General features: G+C 61.4%; 14 protein-coding genes. 10 read left to right on the top strand and 4 right to left on the bottom strand.

What is annotated here, in order from left to right:
- Window positions 1–789 precede the first annotated feature (789 nt).
- Both AC57B6_RS06665 and AC57B6_RS06660 read right to left on the bottom strand, forming a co-directional pair.
- Window positions 790–1,104 carry a DUF4148 domain-containing protein gene (locus AC57B6_RS06665; protein WP_028194943.1) on the bottom strand — a complete coding sequence of 105 codons (315 nt, stop codon included), beginning with the start codon at window positions 1,102–1,104 and terminating at the stop codon, window positions 790–792.
- A gap of 224 nt (window positions 1,105–1,328) precedes the next feature.
- Window positions 1,329–2,333 carry a LysR family transcriptional regulator gene (locus AC57B6_RS06660; protein WP_028194942.1) on the bottom strand — a complete coding sequence of 335 codons (1,005 nt, stop codon included), beginning with the start codon at window positions 2,331–2,333 and terminating at the stop codon, window positions 1,329–1,331.
- A 174-nt stretch (window positions 2,334–2,507) separates the two neighbouring features.
- Here AC57B6_RS06660 and AC57B6_RS06655 point away from each other — a divergent pair, with 174 nt between their 5' ends.
- From AC57B6_RS06655 to AC57B6_RS06610, 10 genes are all read left to right on the top strand, one after another.
- The gene (locus tag AC57B6_RS06655) at window positions 2,508–3,362 is read left to right on the top strand and encodes an alpha/beta hydrolase (RefSeq protein ID WP_106352455.1); all 855 of its coding nucleotides are present in this window, start codon (window positions 2,508–2,510) and stop codon (window positions 3,360–3,362) included.
- Between the two features lie 45 nt (window positions 3,363–3,407).
- Complete coding sequence (locus AC57B6_RS06650; protein ID WP_106352392.1) at window positions 3,408–4,619, top strand: efflux RND transporter periplasmic adaptor subunit; 1,212 nt, start codon at window positions 3,408–3,410, stop codon at window positions 4,617–4,619.
- 88 nt (window positions 4,620–4,707) lie between these two features.
- A complete protein-coding gene (locus AC57B6_RS06645) occupies window positions 4,708–7,893 on the top strand; it encodes an efflux RND transporter permease subunit (RefSeq protein WP_028194939.1) in 3,186 nt (1,061 codons plus the stop codon).
- Window positions 7,894–7,906: 13 nt separating this feature from the next.
- Window positions 7,907–9,523 (top strand): efflux transporter outer membrane subunit, encoded by a 1,617-nt coding sequence (locus tag AC57B6_RS06640; protein ID WP_046572712.1) that lies wholly within the window; start codon window positions 7,907–7,909, stop codon window positions 9,521–9,523.
- A gap of 397 nt (window positions 9,524–9,920) precedes the next feature.
- Window positions 9,921–10,769: a MetQ/NlpA family ABC transporter substrate-binding protein gene (locus AC57B6_RS06635; protein ID WP_496420883.1), complete on the top strand. Its 849-nt coding sequence runs from the start codon at window positions 9,921–9,923 to the stop codon at window positions 10,767–10,769.
- An 83-nt stretch (window positions 10,770–10,852) separates the two neighbouring features.
- Window positions 10,853–12,259, top strand: coding sequence for an LLM class flavin-dependent oxidoreductase (locus AC57B6_RS06630; protein ID WP_028194936.1), 1,407 nt, complete (start codon window positions 10,853–10,855; stop codon window positions 12,257–12,259).
- Window positions 12,260–12,272: 13 nt separating this feature from the next.
- The gene (locus tag AC57B6_RS06625) at window positions 12,273–13,430 is read left to right on the top strand and encodes a methionine ABC transporter ATP-binding protein (RefSeq protein WP_178371016.1); all 1,158 of its coding nucleotides are present in this window, start codon (window positions 12,273–12,275) and stop codon (window positions 13,428–13,430) included.
- Window positions 13,423–14,079: a methionine ABC transporter permease gene (locus AC57B6_RS06620; protein ID WP_030100242.1), complete on the top strand. Its 657-nt coding sequence runs from the start codon at window positions 13,423–13,425 to the stop codon at window positions 14,077–14,079. Before AC57B6_RS06625 ends, AC57B6_RS06620 begins: the two co-directional genes overlap by 8 nt.
- Window positions 14,080–14,175: 96 nt before the next feature.
- Complete coding sequence (locus AC57B6_RS06615) at window positions 14,176–15,378, top strand: acyl-CoA dehydrogenase family protein (protein ID WP_030100243.1); 1,203 nt, start codon at window positions 14,176–14,178, stop codon at window positions 15,376–15,378.
- Window positions 15,379–15,439: 61 nt separating this feature from the next.
- The gene (locus tag AC57B6_RS06610) at window positions 15,440–16,768 is read left to right on the top strand and encodes an Nramp family divalent metal transporter (RefSeq protein ID WP_028194932.1); all 1,329 of its coding nucleotides are present in this window, start codon (window positions 15,440–15,442) and stop codon (window positions 16,766–16,768) included.
- Window positions 16,769–16,977: 209 nt separating this feature from the next.
- On the opposite strand, the gene flhC is transcribed toward AC57B6_RS06610, so the two are convergent.
- Window positions 16,978–17,547: a flagellar transcriptional regulator FlhC gene (gene flhC / locus AC57B6_RS06605; protein WP_028194931.1), complete on the bottom strand. Its 570-nt coding sequence runs from the start codon at window positions 17,545–17,547 to the stop codon at window positions 16,978–16,980.
- Between the two features lie 14 nt (window positions 17,548–17,561).
- Window positions 17,562–17,882 carry a flagellar transcriptional regulator FlhD gene (gene flhD, locus AC57B6_RS06600; RefSeq protein ID WP_028194930.1) on the bottom strand — a complete coding sequence of 107 codons (321 nt, stop codon included), beginning with the start codon at window positions 17,880–17,882 and terminating at the stop codon, window positions 17,562–17,564.
- Window positions 17,883–18,076 lie beyond the last annotated feature (194 nt).

Genomic DNA, 18,076 nt, shown 5'->3' with positions numbered 1-18,076 from the left:
CAGGCAGCGGCCCTCGGGCCGCTGCCTGCGAGGCGACGGTACGTTTCTTCTTCATGATCGGCATATCCATGATTTCCATCCTTCATGATATGCCCCGCCCACGAAATTACGGATAGGTCCCAAAGAAAAGTAGGCAAAAGAAAGCGGCTCACACCGCCAGCTCATAAGTGGGTCCCCCGCGCAGCCACGGTAGTGGTGCATCTGGAATCTGTGTCCTCGCACACTCCGCGCCGTTGACAAAGCACTCATCAGCTCCCACTCCGCACTGCGTGCGTCGCGGACGGGTCTACCAGGGAAACCGGCGGAGCGCCTGGCATACCTGATGGTTTTTGGGGAATGGGTATCGGCGCGCGCAGCGCCGCCGGAGGTATGACTGCCTTGTCACTAGGGCTGAAGGTGCGAGGCGACAGATTCCAGATGCACCACTACCGTGGCTGTGCGGGGGACCCGCTTATGAGCTGGCGGTGTAAAGCCGCTTTCTTTTGCCTACTTTTCTTTGCGGCAGGCAAAGAAAAGTAGGTGCCGCCCCGCACAGGGGCAACGCTAATAGACCACAAACAAATCAAGGAAAGGCCAAAAGACCCAGATCAACAACAATACCGCCGAAACAGGCAAAAAAACCGCTATTGCTATGGCGCCCGATAAGGCGTCCAAACAGGCGCATCCACACCCCAATCATCGAGTTCAGACGGCGTCATAACGTACTCCTTGATAAAGAGCGAAACAAAAAAACGAAAAAACCGCAATGAAAATTTCTTATGGAAACCGAATCATCGCGGCGTAGCCGCTTTACTGCCCATCAGCAACACGCGTCACATTGCCATTTCTGCCTTCCTGCAAGGCAATGCGCGCAGCCTGCGTCTGCCCAATCAAACCTTTATTCGGGTACGACGTGCGATTCAACGCGGGCAGCGACCCATCCCGATACGCCGCAACCAGTTCAGCCTGAACCTCAGCGCGAGTCTTCCCACCCGTAGTCGGAGCAGGCTGCGTTTCATAGGTGCCCGCACGACCAATACCCCCGCCACCAGCACTGCCTTGCGCAAACACCGGCGCGCTGGCCAGCAGCGAAAGAGCGAGACCTGCCAAAAGATTGCGTTTCATGATTCACTCCTGTCGATTCATTTGCAGCGCAAGCAGCGCCGCGACAGGGTGAAATGTAGACTTCGAGCCAGTGCGGATAAATCGCACTTTCGCGAAATGAATTGTCGCGATTCCAGAACAATCGCGATAACGTGCTCGCCCCGCCGGTTACTGCAGGGCAACCGCGGCATTAGAGCCGCAGTTGGAATTCACTGTTCCAGATTCTGTACTTCAACTAGTGCGAATCAGGCAACCCATTCCGTCATCACCGGCGTATCGAGCGTCGGCGCGGATTCGCGTTCTTCAAAAGTACGCTTCGTACACATCGCGTCCAGACTGCCACGCCCGCTCAGCAACGGGCAACGATCGAACAGCTCGGCAATCCAGTCTACGAAAACACGGACTTTAGGCGACAGATGCCGACTGTGCGGATAGACTGCGGAAATCGGCATCGGTAAAGGCTTCAGCTCCGGCAGTACTTCAACCAGCTGGCCCGAACGCAGATGCGGCAGCACCATGAAGAGCGCCGGCTGAATCAGACCGAAACCCTCCAGTCCGCAAGTTACGTAGGCATCGGCGTCGTTCACCGACACAATGCCCTTCATTTTCACTTCGACTTCTTTGCCATCAACCATGAAGGCCCAATCGATCGTGCGCCCCGTGCGGCTCGAAAAATAATTGACTGCTTTGTGATTCTCGAGGTCCTCGAGCGACGTCGGCATGCCCGCGCGTTCGATGTAGTCGGGGGCAGCGCAGGTCACGCCCTCGAACAAACCGATACGCCGCGCCACCAGCGACGAATCCTGTAACGCACCCACACGTACAACGCAATCCACGCCTTCCTGCAACAGGTCGACGGGCCGGTCCGTCAATCCCAGCTGCAGGTCGATGTCCGGGTAGCGCGTGTGGAATTCACACAAAGAAGGGATCACCAGCAAGCGCCCGATCGATCCCGGCATGTCGATGCGCAGCTTGCCGTGCGGCTTCTTGTTGCCGCTCTGGAAGCTGGCTTCGGTCTCTTCGACGTCCGCCAGGATGCGCACGCAGCGTTCGTAATACGCAGCGCCGTCCGGCGTGAGCGACAAACGCCGTGTGGTCCGGTGCATCAGGCGCGTGCCGAGGAACGCTTCGAGATTCTGAATGATGGTGGTAACCGATGCGCGCGGCAGGTCGAGCGTTTCCGCCGCACGGGTAAAGCTGTTGGTGTCGACGACGCGCGTGAACACTTGCATGGCCTGAAGCCGGTCCATTGCAAACCTCCAGAAAGGGGCGGGCGCACTGAGCAGGAATCGAATCCGCAGAGCAATCGCATTCGATTGTTCAGGGGCGCCGAATTGTGTTGCCGGATTATAGGCATTTATTTACGAGTCTGCCGAACCCACAATTCGCACCATTGAAGTTCTATGCGCATTGCGCGGCTCGACATGGATGCATTTAAACCGCCGTACTCCTTTGTGCCCGCCGGCAGCGGCCCGGCACAAGCTGACAGCACGGCACTTGAGGTCACTGACGTGCAGATCGAAGGGCACGCCCAGGACATAACGTTGCGTTTGTACCGGCATTTACAGAAAACCGCACTGCCAGTACTGCTTTATTTTCACGGCGGCGGTTTCACCAAGGGATCGATCGATCAGGCCGACTACGCCGCACGTTATTTCGCAGAACACTTACCGGCACTGGTGGTTTCGGTCGGTTATTCGCTGGCGCCGCAGTTTCCGTTTCCGGCGGCGCCTGAAGATGCCCATCGCGCGGCGCTGTGGGTGCAGACAAGAGCGCGCGCGTTTGGCGGGAATAGCAAGAAGGTTGGCGTGGCGGGCCACGACGCGGGCGGGCAACTGGCCAACTGCCTTGCTTTTATCGCTCGCGATCGCGGCGACGTGCGCATTGCCGCGCAGGCGCTGTTCGGACCGATGCTAGACCCGAGCCTCACGCGTCTCGGCGACGAGAAGCGTCTGGGTTCGGACATCACGGCGAAGGAATGCGCGGCGTGTTATCGCGCGTACTTGCCGCAAGCGTCGCAACGCATGCATCCGTATGCCGCGCCGCTCGAGTCGTCACGTCTCGCGGGCCTGCCGGCCACGCTGATCGCGACGGCGCAAAACGATGTGCTGCATGTGGAGGCGGAGAAATACGCGAGCAGTCTGATCGACGCGGGTGTGCTGACCCAGGTGGTCCGCTATCCCAGCATCTCGCACGCCGCGTTGGCCGACCATCCGCCCGCCTTGCAGGAAGCGGTCAGGTTTTTTCAGTGGCGCTTCGATGCGCGCGCCCATCGCTGAGACAGAAATAAGCAGAACTTTAACCAACGATACCGGGAGCTTCACATGACTATCCTTCCTCTTTCCCGTCGCCGTGTGGCGATTGCAGCACTAGCCGTCATCGTGGTGGCCGGGCTGGGCACGTTTGGCGCGATACGCGTCGATGCAAGCTCGCCTGCCGCGCCGACCATCGTGCCGGAAGTCGATGTTGCCACCGTGGTGCAAAAGACCATCACCGACTGGCAAAGCTATTCGGGCCGCCTCGAAGCGGTCGAAAAAGTCGAGGTCCGTTCGCAGGTGCCGGGCACGATCGTGTCCGTCAACTTCAAGGATGGCGCGCTCGTGAAGAAGGGCGACACGTTGTTCGTGATCGATCCGCGTCCGTACGCAGCCGAAGTCGACCGCGCCGAAGCACAGCTCGCGGCCGCGCAGGCGCGCACGGGCTACACGCAAAGCGACTGGGAGCGTGCGCAACGCCTGATCGCCGACAACGCGATCGCCAAACGCGATTACGACGAGAAGCAGAACGCCGCGCGCGAAGCGAGTGCCAACCTGAAGGCCGCGCAGGCGGCCGTGGAAACGGCTCGCATCAATCTCGGCTACACGAAGATCGTCGCGCCGGTGTCGGGCCGCGTGTCGCGCGCGGAAATCACGGTGGGCAACGTGGTAGCGGCGGGGGCAGGCTCGGTGCCGCTCACCACGCTGGTGTCGGTTTCGCCGATCTACGCATCGTTCGACGTCGACGAACAAACCTACCTGCAGTACCTGAGCCGCGCGAAAGATGGCCGCAAGGTGCCGGTGGACCTGGGTCTGGCGGATGAAAGCGGCTACTCGCGCAGCGGCACGATCGAATCCGTCGACAACCGGCTGGACACGTCGTCCGGCACCATCCGGGTGCGCGCGCGTTTCGATAACCAGGATGGTGCATTGATTCCGGGTCTGTATGCACGCGTGAAGGTCGGCGGCAGCGAGCCGCATCCGGCACTGCTGATCGACGACGCCGCGGTGGGCACCGATCAGGACAAGAAGTTCGTGCTGGTGGTCGACCAGAACAATCACGTCGTCTACCGGGAAATCGCGGTCGGCAGCATGCAGGGCAATCTGCGCGTGGTCAAGAGCGGTCTGCAGCCGACCGACCGGATCGTCGTGAACGGTATCCAGCGCGTGCGTCCGGGCGATGCAGTGCGCGCCCATATGGTGCCGATGACGGCCGATCAGGATCCGAATAGCGCACCGCTTGCGCAGACGCGAGCGAAAAGCGCGGACAAGAACTCGTGAGCTTCATGCGCCGCGTTTATCCAGCTCGTCTGATCCAGCCGTATTTTCCGGCGATAGCGGGCGCGTGCTCCAACGTTAAGAGCTTCCAATGAACATATCCAAATTCTTCATCGATCGACCGATCTTTGCCGGTGTGCTATCGGTATTGATCCTGCTGGGGGGCATTATTTCGCTCTTCAAGCTGCCGATTTCGGAGTACCCGGAAGTGGTGCCGCCTTCGGTGGTGGTGCACGCGCAATATCCGGGCGCCAATCCGAAGGTGATCGCCGAGGCGGTCGCCGCGCCGCTCGAGGAGCAGATCAACGGCGTCGAGAACATGCTGTACATGCAGTCGCAAGCCAATAGCGACGGCAATCTCACGCTGACGGTGACCTTCAAGCTCGGCACCAATCCGGACCTTGCGACGCAACTGGTGCAGAACCGCGTCAACCAGGCGCTGCCGCGCCTGCCGGAAGACGTGCAACGGCTTGGCATCACGACCATCAAGAGTTCGCCTACGCTAACGATGGTGGTCCACCTGATCTCGCCGAACAATCGCTACGACATGACGTATCTGCGCAACTACGCGCTGCTCAACGTCAAGGACCGCCTGGCGCGAATTCAGGGCGTCGGCGAAGTGCAGTTGTGGGGTTCGGGCGACTACGCGATGCGTGTCTGGCTCGATCCGCAGAAAGTCGCACAGCGCGGTTTGACGGCGACCGAAGTGGTCAACGCGATCCGTGAGCAGAACATTCAGGTGGCAGCCGGTGTGATCGGCGCATCGCCTTCGGTACCGGGCACGCAATTGCAGTTGTCGGTGAATGCGCGTGGCCGTTTGAAGACTGAGGGCGAATTTGGCGACATCATCGTCAAAACCGCGCCGGATGGCGGCGTGACGTACCTGCGCGATATTGCGCGTATCGAACTGGCGGCGTCGGAATATGGCCTGCGTTCGCTGCTGGATAACAAACCGGCGGTGGCGCTCGCTATCAATCAGGCACCGGGTGCGAACTCGCTGGCGATTTCCGACCAGGTCCGCTCCGCGATGAAAGAGCTGGCGGAAGATATGCCGGCCGGCGTCGAGTACAAGATCGTCTATGACCCGACGCAATTCGTGCGTTCGAGTATCGAGGCGGTGATCCACACGCTGCTCGAAGCGATCGCGCTGGTGGTGATCGTGGTGATCGTGTTCCTGCAAACGTGGCGTGCGTCGATCATTCCGTTGATTGCGGTGCCGGTGTCGATCGTCGGTACGTTCTCGTTGCTGCTTGCATTCGGCTTCTCGATCAATGCCTTGTCATTGTTCGGGATGGTGCTGGCCATCGGGATCGTGGTGGACGATGCGATCGTGGTGGTGGAGAACGTCGAGCGGAACATCGAAAACGGGCTCAGTGCGCGTGATGCGACCTATAAGGCGATGCAGGAGGTGAGCGGGCCGATTATCGCTATCGCGCTGACGCTGGTCGCCGTGTTCGTGCCGCTCGCTTTCATGACCGGCTTGACCGGGCAGTTCTACAAGCAGTTCGCGATGACCATCGCGATCTCGACGGTGATCTCGGCGTTCAACTCGCTGACGTTGTCGCCGGCTTTGTCCGCGATGCTGTTGCGCGGTCACGGCGCCAAGGAAGACTTCCTGACGCGCCTGATGAATCGCGTGCTGGGCCGCTTCTTCAAGGGCTTCAACAAGGTCTTCCATCGCGGCTCGACGGAGTATGGCCGTGGCGTGAAGGGCGTGTTGCGCCGTAAGGGCGCGATGCTCGCGGTGTACGCGATCCTGCTGGGCGCAACGGTGCTGATCTCGCGCGTCGTGCCGGGCGGTTTCGTACCGGCGCAGGACAAGGAATACCTGATTGCCTTCGCGCAATTGCCGAACGGTGCGTCGCTGGATCGTACCGAAAAGGTGATCCGCGATATGAGCTCGATCGCCTTGAAGCAGCCGGGCGTGGAAAGCGCAGTGGCATTCCCGGGTCTGTCGGTGAACGGCTTTACCAATAGTTCGAGCGCGGGCATCGTGTTCGTCACGCTGAAGCCTTTCAAGGAGCGCGGCAACAAGAAGCTCTCGGCCGGTGCGATTGCCGGTGCATTGAATCAGCAGTACGGCGCGATCAAGGACTCGTTCGTGGCGGTGTTCCCGCCGCCTCCGGTGCTGGGTCTCGGTACGCTCGGCGGCTTCAAGATGCAACTGGAAGACCATGGTGCGGTGGGTTACGCGGAGCTGAACAAGGCCGCGGAGGCATTCGTGAAGAAGGCGGCGCAAACGCCCGAACTCGGACCGACCTTCTCCAGCTATCAGATCAACGTGCCGCAACTGAACGTCGACCTGGATCGCGTGAAGGCCAAGCAGCTCGGCGTGCCGGTGACAGACGTGTTCAATACGATGCAGATCTATCTGGGCTCGCTGTATGTGAACGACTTCAACCGCTTTGGCCGCGTGTATCAGGTGCGGGTCCAGGCCGATGCGCCGTTCCGTCAACGTGCCGACGACATCCTGCAACTGAAGACGCGTAATGCGGCTGGCGACATGGTGCCGTTGTCGTCGCTGGTGACGGTCACGCCTACGTACGGTCCGGAAATGGTGGTGCGTTACAACGGTTATACGGCTGCCGACATCAACGGCGGTCCCGCGCCAGGTTACTCGTCGGGCCAGGCGCAAGCCGCGGCGGAACGCGTGGCGGCGGAAACCTTGCCGCACGGTGTCAAGCTCGAATGGACCGATTTGACGTATCAGCAGATCATCGCCGGCAATGCGGGTTTGTGGGTGTTCCCGATCAGCGTGCTGCTCGTGTTCCTCGTGCTGGCCGCGTTGTACGAAAGCCTGACGCTGCCGCTCGCGGTGATCCTGATCGTGCCGATGAGCGTGCTGTCGGCGCTCACCGGAGTGTGGCTCACGGGTGGCGACAACAACATCTTCACGCAGATTGGCTTGATGGTGCTGGTGGGGCTGTCGGCGAAGAACGCGATTCTGATTGTGGAGTTTGCGCGCGAGCTGGAGCATGACGGGCGCACGCCGCTGGCGGCGGCGATCGAGGCGAGCCGGTTGCGTCTGCGGCCGATTCTGATGACGTCGATCGCTTTCATCATGGGTGTGGTGCCGCTGGTGCTTTCGAGTGGAGCGGGTTCGGAGATGCGTCACGCGATGGGTATCGCGGTGTTCTTCGGCATGCTCGGCGTGACGCTGTTCGGCCTGATGCTGACCCCTGTGTTCTATGTGGTGCTGCGTACGTTGGCGGGCGGGACGATTCACGTCGCGCAGAAAGACGCACCGCATCTTGGGGCGCCGTTGACGGACGCCTGAGGAGAAAATAAAAATGAATCGCTTTGAATCTTTAGGCGGGTGGGGCCGGGCGGCTGCCAGCGGTTTGCTGGTGGCGTTGCTCGCGGCCTGCTCCGTGGAGCCCACGTACAAGCGGCCGGAGGTGGATACGCCGGCTGCGTTCAAGGAAGCGCCGGTGGCTGCTTCGGGTACATCGGCTACGTCAGCCGCATCGCCGCAGGACACGGGTACCTGGAAACAGGCGCAGCCCGCCGACGACGCGCATCGCGGTGACTGGTGGACGATTTTCGGCGACCCGCAGCTCAACGCGCTGGAAGAGCAGGCGGCTGCCGCGAATCAGGATCTGAAGGCGGCTGCGGCCCGCGTGCAGCAGGCGCGCGCGGTGACCCAGGCGGCGAAATCGGACTGGTTCCCGAAGCTCGACGCGGGCTTTGGCCCGACGCGTGAACGAGCATCGGCTGCCTCGCAGTTCCAGCCGGATAGCGCGGGCGGCACGACCGGCACGATCTGGCGTGCCCAGGTGGGCGCGTCGTATGAGACCGATCTGTTCGGGCGGGTCGGTTCGAACGTGAATGCGTCGCGTGCCGACGAGCAGCAAACTGAAGCGCTATTCCGCTCAGTGCAGTTGTCGTTGCAGGCCGACGTCGCGCAGAACTACTTTCAGTTGCGCGAACTCGACACGGATCAGGATCTGTACCGCCGCACTGTGGCGTTGCGCGAAGACACACTGAAACTGATCGAGCGCCGTTTCAAGGAAGGCGATATCGGCGAACTGGATGTTTCGCGCGCTCGCAACGAACTGGCAAGTGCGCGTGCGGACGCCGTGGGCGTGGCGCGTCAGCGCGCGGCCTCCGAGCACAGTCTGGCGATTCTGCTCGGCAAGCCGCCGGCGGATTTCTCGTTCCCGGAAGCGCCGCTCGTGCCGGTGACGGCGCGCGTGCCGGCAGGTTTGCCTTCGGCACTGCTTGAGCGTCGGCCGGATATTTCGGCAGCGGAGCGGGCAATGATGGCGGCCAATGCGCGGGTCGGCCTCGCGAAATCGGCATTCTTCCCGAAGCTCGATATCACGGGTGGGGCTGGCTTTGAATCGGCGACGCTGGGCGATCTGTTCATGTGGTCGAGCCGTGCGTTCATTCTCGGGCCGTTCGCCGGTACCGCGCTCACGCTGCCTTTGTTCGACGGTGGCCGCCGCAAGGCAAACCTGGCGCAAGCGCGTTCGAAGTACGACGAGGATGTCGCGCAATATCGTCAGCAGGTGCTGGTGGCGTTCCGTGAGGTCGAAGACAATCTGGCCGATCTGCGCTTGCTCGACGATCAGATACGCGAGCAGAACAACGCGGTCGAGGCCTCGCAGCGTGCGGCACATCTGTCGCGCACGCAGTACACGGAAGGCGCGGTCAGCTATCTGGATGTGATTGACGGCGAGCGGCAGGTGCTGCTTACGCAATTGCAGGCGAGTCATTTGTCGGGTACGCAGGCGGTGGCGACCGTCAATCTGATTCGCGCGCTAGGCGGTGGCTGGGGCGATGCGAAGCCGGTGGGCGATACGGCGGTGGGCGCGGTTGCGCCGGCGTCGGGTGCGATTGCCGCATCGGGCAACTCGGTTTCTGGTTCTGCTTCGGCGCCGGTGGATCAGGTGGCGAAGCGCTAGGGTCGGCTTCCGGTTTGCTGGTCGATGAGGAACGCCGGGTCGCGCTTGCCAAAGCGCGGCCCGGCGTTTTTTGCTTACGGAGTGTGTCGATGTACGCGCGGGGTGCGCCGCTCCAAATCATTTTTCCCGCTTTCCTTCCCAAAATCCGTTCGTAGACCGCCGGTTTCGCGCCGTCTATCATGATTCGCACCTCATCTGGAGAGAGGCGATGACCTGTCCAACCTGCCGCTGTCCGCGCTGATCCACTCGCGCGCTCTATTGCCGCTGCGCGCCGGTTAAACCGCGCGTTGCGGATTTCCGTTATCCGTTTGCCTGGCCGATTCCGGCGCGCCTGCCCGCGTGCTGTGGGATCGGCTCGTCCCGAAACACGCCACGCCACAACGCTAAAGAGCTCACCATGCCCATTTCCCTCTCCGCCGTGCAGCGTTTTTTCCGCGCGCCCGCGCTGACGCTGAGCGGTGTATTCAGTGTATTCGGCGTCGCGCTGGCCTTGTTTGCCGCGCCGGCTTCCGCGGCAGATACCCCGACGCTGAAAATCGGCATCGCCACCAGCCCGCAAATCGAAGCGCTCAAAGTGGCCGCGCGCGAAGCGAAGGAACAGGGACTGGACGTGAAGATCATCGAGTTCACCGACTGGAATACGCCGAACGCGGCACTCGCCAACAAGGATATCGACGTCAACTATTTCCAGCACATCCCGTTTCTCGAGAACGCAAAGAAGCAGGGCGGCTATAACTTCGTCGCGATTGCGCCAGGCACGATCATGAAGATCGGTCTGTACTCGAAGAAGATCAAAAGCTTCGATCAACTGAAGGACGGCGCCACCGTCGCCATTGCCAACGATCCGGTCAACGGCGGCCGCGGTCTGTTGCTGCTGCAACGCGCCGGTCTTATCAAACTGACGCCGGGCATCGACTATCGCGCTACGACGCTTAACATCATCGACAACCCGAAGCACCTGAAAATCGTCCAGCTCGAAGCATCGCAGCTGGCGCGCTCGCTCGACGATGTCGATCTCGCCCAGGGCTATCCGAGCTTCATCAAGCTCGCGGGCACCACCGATCCGAATAGCGCGTTGCTGTTCGACGGCGTGGAAAACAAGAACTATGCGATTCAGTGGGTTGTGCGCCCGGAAAGCGCAAACGACCCGCGCATCCGCAAGTTCATCTCGATCTATCAGCATTCGCCCGCAGTGCGCGCGGCGCTCGATAAAGCCTTCGGCAATCTTTACGCCGTTGCCTGGTAAGGTGCGCGATTCAGTTGCGTAACAAGGCTGCGAAGGCTGCGGAGACCGCGCGGCCAGCGTCAAATAGAGCAAGGAGCCACCCGATGGCGAAGAAAAAGATTCTGCTGAACGCGTTCAACATGAATGCGGTCGGCCATATCAACCATGGTTTGTGGACGCACCCGCGAGACCGTTCCGCACAGTACACCGACCTCGATTACTGGACGAGCCTTGCGCAAACGCTCGAGCGCGGCAAGTTCGACGGAATCTTTCTGGCGGATATCGTTGGCGTATACGACGTTTATCAGGGCGGTCCGGACACGCCGCTGCGTGAATCGGTGCAGATTCCGATCAACGATCCCTCGCTGATCGTGCCGGCCATGGCGCATGTGACCCAACATATCGGCTTCGGCGTCACGTCGAATCTGACTTATGAGCCGCCGTACCTGTTCGCTCGCCGTATGTCGACGCTGGATCATCTGACCAAAGGGCGGGTGGGCTGGAACATCGTTACCGGCTATCTGGACAGCGCCGCGCGGGGCATGGGCCTCGCGCAGCAGATCGGTCACGACGATCGCTACGACCGCGCGGACGATTACATGGAGGTGGTCTACAAGCTGTGGGAACAAAGCTGGGAAGACGACGCCGTGGTGCGCGATCGCGCGGCGCGTATCTTTTCGCATCCCGGCAAGGTGCATCGGGTGAAACACGACGGTCCGTACTATTCGATCGACGCCATCCATCTGAGCGAGCCGTCGCCGCAACGCACGCCTGTTCTCTATCAGGCGGGTTCGTCGAGCCGGGGCGTCGATTTCGCGGCGCGTCACGCGGAATGTGTGTTTGTCGGCGGGCAGAACAAGCAGCTTACGCGCTCCATTGTCGACGACATCCGGGCGCGGGCGGTGCGCTTCGGCCGTGCGCCTGACGATATCAAGATCTTTGCCGGCATTACCGTTGTAGTCGGCGAAACAGAACGCGCCGCACAGGAGAAGTTCGAGGAGTACCGGCGCTATGCGAGTGCCGAAGGTGGCATCGCGCACTTCTCCAGCTCGACCGGCATCGACTTCTCGCAATACGCGCTGGATGAACCGATTTCATATGTGAAGACCGAATCGATGCAATCGGCCGTTGAAGCAATTTCGAAGAAGAGCGTGAGCGGCGTGTGGACCAAACGCAAGGTGCTCGAACAGATGACGCTCGGCGGCCGCGCGAAGCCCGTGGTCGGTTCGCCTCAGCAGATCGCGGATGAGTTGATCTCGTGGATAGAAGAGGCAGGCGTGGACGGATTCAATCTGACGCGTACTGTCATGCCCGAATCGTTTGAAGACTTCGTGGATCTGGTGGTGCCGGAGTTGCAGAATCGCGGCGTGTACAAGGAAGACTACGACCCGGCGCCCACGCTGCGCGAAAAGCTGTTCGGCGGCGGCCGCGCGCGCTTGCCCGACGTGCATGCCGGCGCGCAGCATCGGCGTCGTGCGCAAACCGATGCACCGTCCACCGTGGACGCCTGAGAGGAACGCAGTCATGGCTAATCTTTTCGACGTGCCGCAGTTCATTGAAGACGCCCCGTCCCGCGATTTGAATCGTGTTGCGCCCGAAACCGCGCAGCACGCTGTCGTTTTCGACAATGTGGGCAAGCTGTTCGCCAACACGCGCGGTGTGTCGACCGCGGCGCTTTCGAACGTCACGCTGAAGGTGGCGCGCGGCGAGGTGTTCGGCATTATCGGGCGCAGCGGCGCAGGCAAATCGACGCTGCTGCGGCTCGTCAACGGTCTGGAAAAACCGAGTTCCGGCGCGGTTCGCGTGAATGGCGTGAGTGTCGGCGAGCTCGACGAACGCGGGCTGGTTACGTTGCGCCGGCGCATCGGCATGGTGTTCCAGCATTTCAATCTGCTCTCCGCGAAAACGGTGCGCGAGAACATTGCGTTGCCGCTAAAGATCGCCGGCGCGCCGAAAGCCGCGATCGACAAAAAGGTCGATGGGTTGCTCGATCTGGTCGGTCTTTCCAGCAAGCGCGACGCTTATCCGGCGAGTTTGTCCGGTGGGCAGAAACAGCGCGTTGGAATCGCGCGCGCGCTCGTGACCGACCCGGACATCCTGCTATGCGACGAAGCGACGTCCGCACTCGATCCCGAAACGACACAGGCCATTCTCGCGTTGCTGCGCGATATCAATCAGCGGCTCAAACTGACCATTGTGCTGATCACGCACGAAATGCAGGTGATTCGCGAGGTCTGCGATACGGTGGCGGTGATCGAGCGCGGCGAAGTGGTGGAGACCGGTTCCGTGTGGCGCGTGTTTGGCGACCCGCAGCATGACGCAACGCGCGCGTTGCTGCGTACGCTGGTGCACGATCTGCCTGCGGATCTGGCCGCGCGCGTCAAACCGTTGCACGAAATTGCGCAAGCGGATGCACGGATTCTGCTGGACGTGCGTTTCACCGGCAGCGATGCAAGCGAGCCCGACCTCGGCGGATTGACCTCCGCATTGAGCCTGGAAGGAGGGCGGGTGAGCTTCGTGCATGGTGGCATCGACCGGATTCAGGGCCATGCGCAAGGACGTCTGGTGGTGTCGGCGCAAGTGCGCGCGAATGCGGACGGCACGGTGCAAACGCAGATTGCGAACTTGCTGGAACGCGCACGTCGCTATGCCAATCATGTCGAGGTGCTCGGCTATGTCTGATCTCTGGCTTTCGGAGCTCGCCGATGCGATCCGCGACACCATCGTCATGGTTGGTGTATCTGCCTTCGTCGCGGCACTGGTCGGCATTCCACTCGCCCTGGTGCTGGTCACCACGACACGAGGCGGGATCTTTGAAAAACGCGTAGTGAACAGCACGCTCGGCGCGCTCGTCAATGCGTTTCGCTCCACGCCGTTTATCATTTTGCTGGTTGCGCTGCTACCGCTCACGCGTTTGCTGATCGGCACGACGATCGGCGTGTGGGCCGCGATTGTGCCGCTCAGTATCGCGGCCATTCCATTTTTTGCACGTGTGGCCGAAGTGAGCCTGCGTGAAGTGGACCGCGGCCTGATCGAAGCCGCGCAGGCAATGGGCGCGCAGCGCCGGCATATCATCTGGCATGTACTGTTGCCTGAGGCGCTGCCAGGCATTCTCGGCGGCTTCACGATTACGGTGGTGGCGATGATCGGCTCCTCCGCAATGGCGGGCGCGGTGGGCGCCGGAGGTCTCGGCGACCTGGCGATCCGCTACGGTTATCAGCGTTTCGATACCACGGTGATGGTGACCGTAATCGTGTTGCTGATCGCGATCGTGACCGCGGTGCAATTTCTGGGCGACCGCTTTGTCCGGCGGCTTGCGCAGCGCGCATGATGGCGGCGTGAAGATTCTCGCGAATCCGATCGAGCTCGAGTTGGTCGCACGGATAAGCCATGCGCTGCTCGCCAAACTTTTTCACGTGGACATTCAATGAACGAACCTCGTTATCCCGAGGCGCCGCAAAAGCCGCCCACCGACGCTGCGCCCGTGCTGCGCGATCTCGCCGGCTTGCTCAAGGCGTTGCGCGCCAGTGCGGCCCAGCGCGACCGCGACGGCGGCCACGCCGCGCAGGAAAAACAATGGATCGCCGACGCCGGTCTGCTGACGCTCGCCGTGCCGCGTGAATTCGGCGGCCTCGGTGCGCGCTGGCCGGAGATCTACGAGACGATCCGGCAGATCGCGCGAGTCGACAGCGCGCTCGCGCATCTGCTGGGCTTCACGTGCCTGCAGGTGGTCAGCGTCAATGTCTGGGGCAACGCGGAACAACGTGCCCGCTACCTGAGCGGCACGGTGGAGGGGCGCTGGTGGTGGGGCAATGCGGTCAACCCGCTCGACACGCGACTCGTTGCTGGCGCGACCCGCGACGGCGGCTATCGCCTCGACGGGCAGAAAGGATTCTGCTCGGGCACACGCGGCTCGCACATGATGACGGTTTCCGCGCTCGATCCGACTACCGGCAAAGCAGTATTCGCCGTGGTGCCGACCACCCGCGAGGGCATTACGGTTCACGAAGACTGGAATCCGATCGGCCAGCGGCAAACGGATAGCGGCAGCGTCTCCTTTGCATCCGTGCGGGTCGAGCCGCATGAGGTGCTGGCGCGGGCCGACACGCCCTACGCGAGTTTGCGCACGCTGATCTCGCAGCAGGTGCTGACCAATCTGTTCGTCGGCATCGCGCAGGGTGCGCTCGAGGAAGCTCGCGAGTACGTCGCGCAATACGGCAAGCCGTGGATCTCTTCCGGCGTCGACCAGGCCACCGACGATCCTTACCTGATACAACGTTTCGGCGAGATGCGTCTGCAGGCGGTAAGCGCAGAAGCGCTGGCAACGCGCGCGGCCTACGCACTCGAAGACGCATGGCAACAGGGTCCGGCTTTGGATGCCGAAACGCGCGCCCGCGTGGCGCTCGCCACCTCGGAGGCAAAAATCGTCGCGCATCGCGCCGCGCTCGACGTCAGCGAGAAACTGTTCGACGCCTGTGGCGCGCGCGCCACGCACGCACCGCTCGCACTCGACCGTTTCTGGCGCAACGCCCGGGTGCATACGCTGCATGATCCGCTCGACTACCGCGTGCGCGACGTCGGCCGCTACGCATTGAGCGGGACATTGCCGGAGGTTTCTTTGTACACTTGAAGCGGTTCGCGGCGGCCGGTATGAGGCGTCGCGTTTTATTCCTCTTCAAGAGACCACCGGATTGCAGTTCAAATTACCGACTACCGCCACGGCGCCGTTCTGCCCGTCTGAAGTACAAGGCACGGTTGCCGTTTCGCAAGGCGCGCCGTTCTGGAAAAAAATCCTGCAATTCGCCGGCCCCGGTCTGCTGATTTCGATCGGCTACATGGACCCGGGCAATTGGGCCACGGATATCGAAGCGGGTTCGCGCTACGGCTACAGCCTGCTGTTCGTCGTAATGCTGTCGAGTCTTGCGGCGATGGCGCTGCAATGCCTGAGCATGCGTCTGGGCATCGCCACCGGGCGCGACCTCGCCGAGTTGTCGAGACTGCGCTATTCGCCTGGCGTCGCCCGTTTTCAGTGGCTGCTCGCGGAACTCTCGATCGTGGCCTGCGATCTGGCCGAAGTGCTCGGTGGCGCATTGGCCTTTCACTTGCTCTTTAAATGCTCGCTGACCACCGGCGTGTTGCTGACCGCGTTCGACACGCTGATCGTGCTCGGCCTGAAGGGCAAGAATTTTCGTGACCTCGAAGCGATCATGCTCGGCTTGATCGCGACGATCGGCGTGGGCTATATCATCGAACTGGCGCTGGTGCAGCCGCATTGGCCGTCGGTTGCGCAAGGGTTGATTCCTTCGTGGCAAGCGCTCAGCAACCGCGAGCCGATGTATCTGGCGATCGGCATTCTCGGTGCGACTGTGATGCCGCACAACCTGTACCTGCATTCGTCGATCGTGCAGACCCGTGCGGTCAAGCGCGATCCGGCCAGCATCAGGTCGGCGATCGGCATGTCGCGCATCGACACGATCGTCTCGCTGGTGATCGCGCTGCTGATCAACATGGCGATCCTGATTCTCGCGGCCGCTGCGTTCCACGCGACCGGCCACAATCAGGTTACCGAAATCGAAGACGCTTACAAGCTGCTGGCGCCGATCGTCGGTACCGGCTTTGCCGCGGTATTGTTCGCGATCACGCTGCTGGCGTCGGGTCAAAGTTCGACCTTTACCGGCACGGTGGCGGGGCAGGTCATCATGGAAGGCTTCCTGAAGCTGAAAATTCCGTGCTGGCAACGGCGCTTCATCACGCGGGCGCTGGCCTTGATTCCGGCGCTGATCGGCGTGCAGATGATGGGCAACGGCGCTGTCGGCAAACTGCTGGTCGCAAGCCAGGTGGTGTTGAGTCTGCAACTGCCGTTCGCACTTTATCCGTTGATTCGCATGACCAACGATCGCTCTCTGATGGGCGAATTCGCCAACAGACTGCCGACGCGGCTGCTCGCCTGGTCGCTGTTCGTAGTGATCAGTGCGGCGAACCTGTGGCTGGTGGTGCAGACGGTCGGTCTGGTGGGTTGAGGCGGCCGCCAAGAAGGCGGCTGCGGCGAAACCTGAGGCTGCGACTTGATGCGGCAAATCAGGAGGCAATAAGTGGCGGCCGGGCGGAGCCTGGCGGCCGCCGTCGGGCGAAAGCCAAATAAAAAAGGTCCGCGTGTTGGTGGCGGACCTTTTTCCTGAGGGCTTCCGTTCGAATCAGGCTGGACCGGCCCTCATCGATTCAATCCGATTCAGGCGGCTTGCGCGATCTGCGCTGCTTCGAGCGCTTCCTGGCGAGCGGCCGCGGCCTTCTTGGTCTTGCCGGCGCGCGACGGCGGCTGGCAGGCACCACACACCACGTTGTGCTGCAGATCGTGCTTGTGCGCGACAAACTTGCCGGTGCAACGGCAGCATTTGGTCAACTGCAGGATGTTGGCGTCGAAGAAACGCACCAACGTCCACGCACGCGTCAGATCCAGCACGGGTTCGGTTTCGCTGTGCTGGCAATGTTCCAGATACAGTCGATACCCTTTGGTCAGCGCGTCCAGATGTGAGCACCGTGCTTCGTTCTTCAGGAACAGGTACGTGTTGTAAAACAACGACGCGTGGATGTTCGCCAGCCACGTCATGTACCAGTCCGCCGAGAACGGCAGCATGCCCTTGGGCGGCGATACACCTTTGACCTCGCGGTACAGGCGGATCATGCGGTCGCGCGAAAGCGTCAACTCGCTTTCGAGTACCTGCATGCGTGCGCCGAGTTCAATCAGCGCGATGGCGCGAAATACTTCTTGCGCGTCTTCCGTCAGGCTACGCTTGAGCATCGCGGTCACCTCGATTAAGCAAACTGCTCAGCAGGCTGGCCTGCAAGCAGAATCGCCGCGTGAGTCGGTGCAACTGCTGCGTGCTTCGTCGTTTGCGTCAACGCCGACAACATCGAGTGGTCGTTGAAGCGGAAGAAGCATAAAAGCTGATCGGAAGCGGCCAGCTTGACGATCTGCGCTAGCGACAGCCCAGCAAGCAAATCAGCCAGTTCCGACGACAGTCCCAGCCGGAACATCCCGACCGGTTTGTCCTCACGCAACATACGTTGCGCGAGCATGATGTAAGACAAGTTGATCTCGCGGATTGAATCCAGCGTCTCGCTGCTACGGTCCATTTTCTGTGTTTCCGAAGCCCCGAATTACTATGTCGGCCTTTTTTTTGCCGTTATGTCTTTTGTGCCTCACCGGAAACGTTGTCCTCCGGCTACGTGTCACCACCTGATACAGATGGCGACCTTTTGATACATCGCGTTACATTTCGTAACAGCTTGGGACGAATTGTATGAAGGGTAAAACGAGAAATCAATCC

The sequence above is a fragment of the Paraburkholderia sp. BGA-UO-ETr-F12 genome (genome assembly GCF_059567945.1).
The sequence above is the reverse complement of the archived record's forward strand: the minus strand, read 5'-3'. Positions and strand labels throughout refer to the sequence as shown.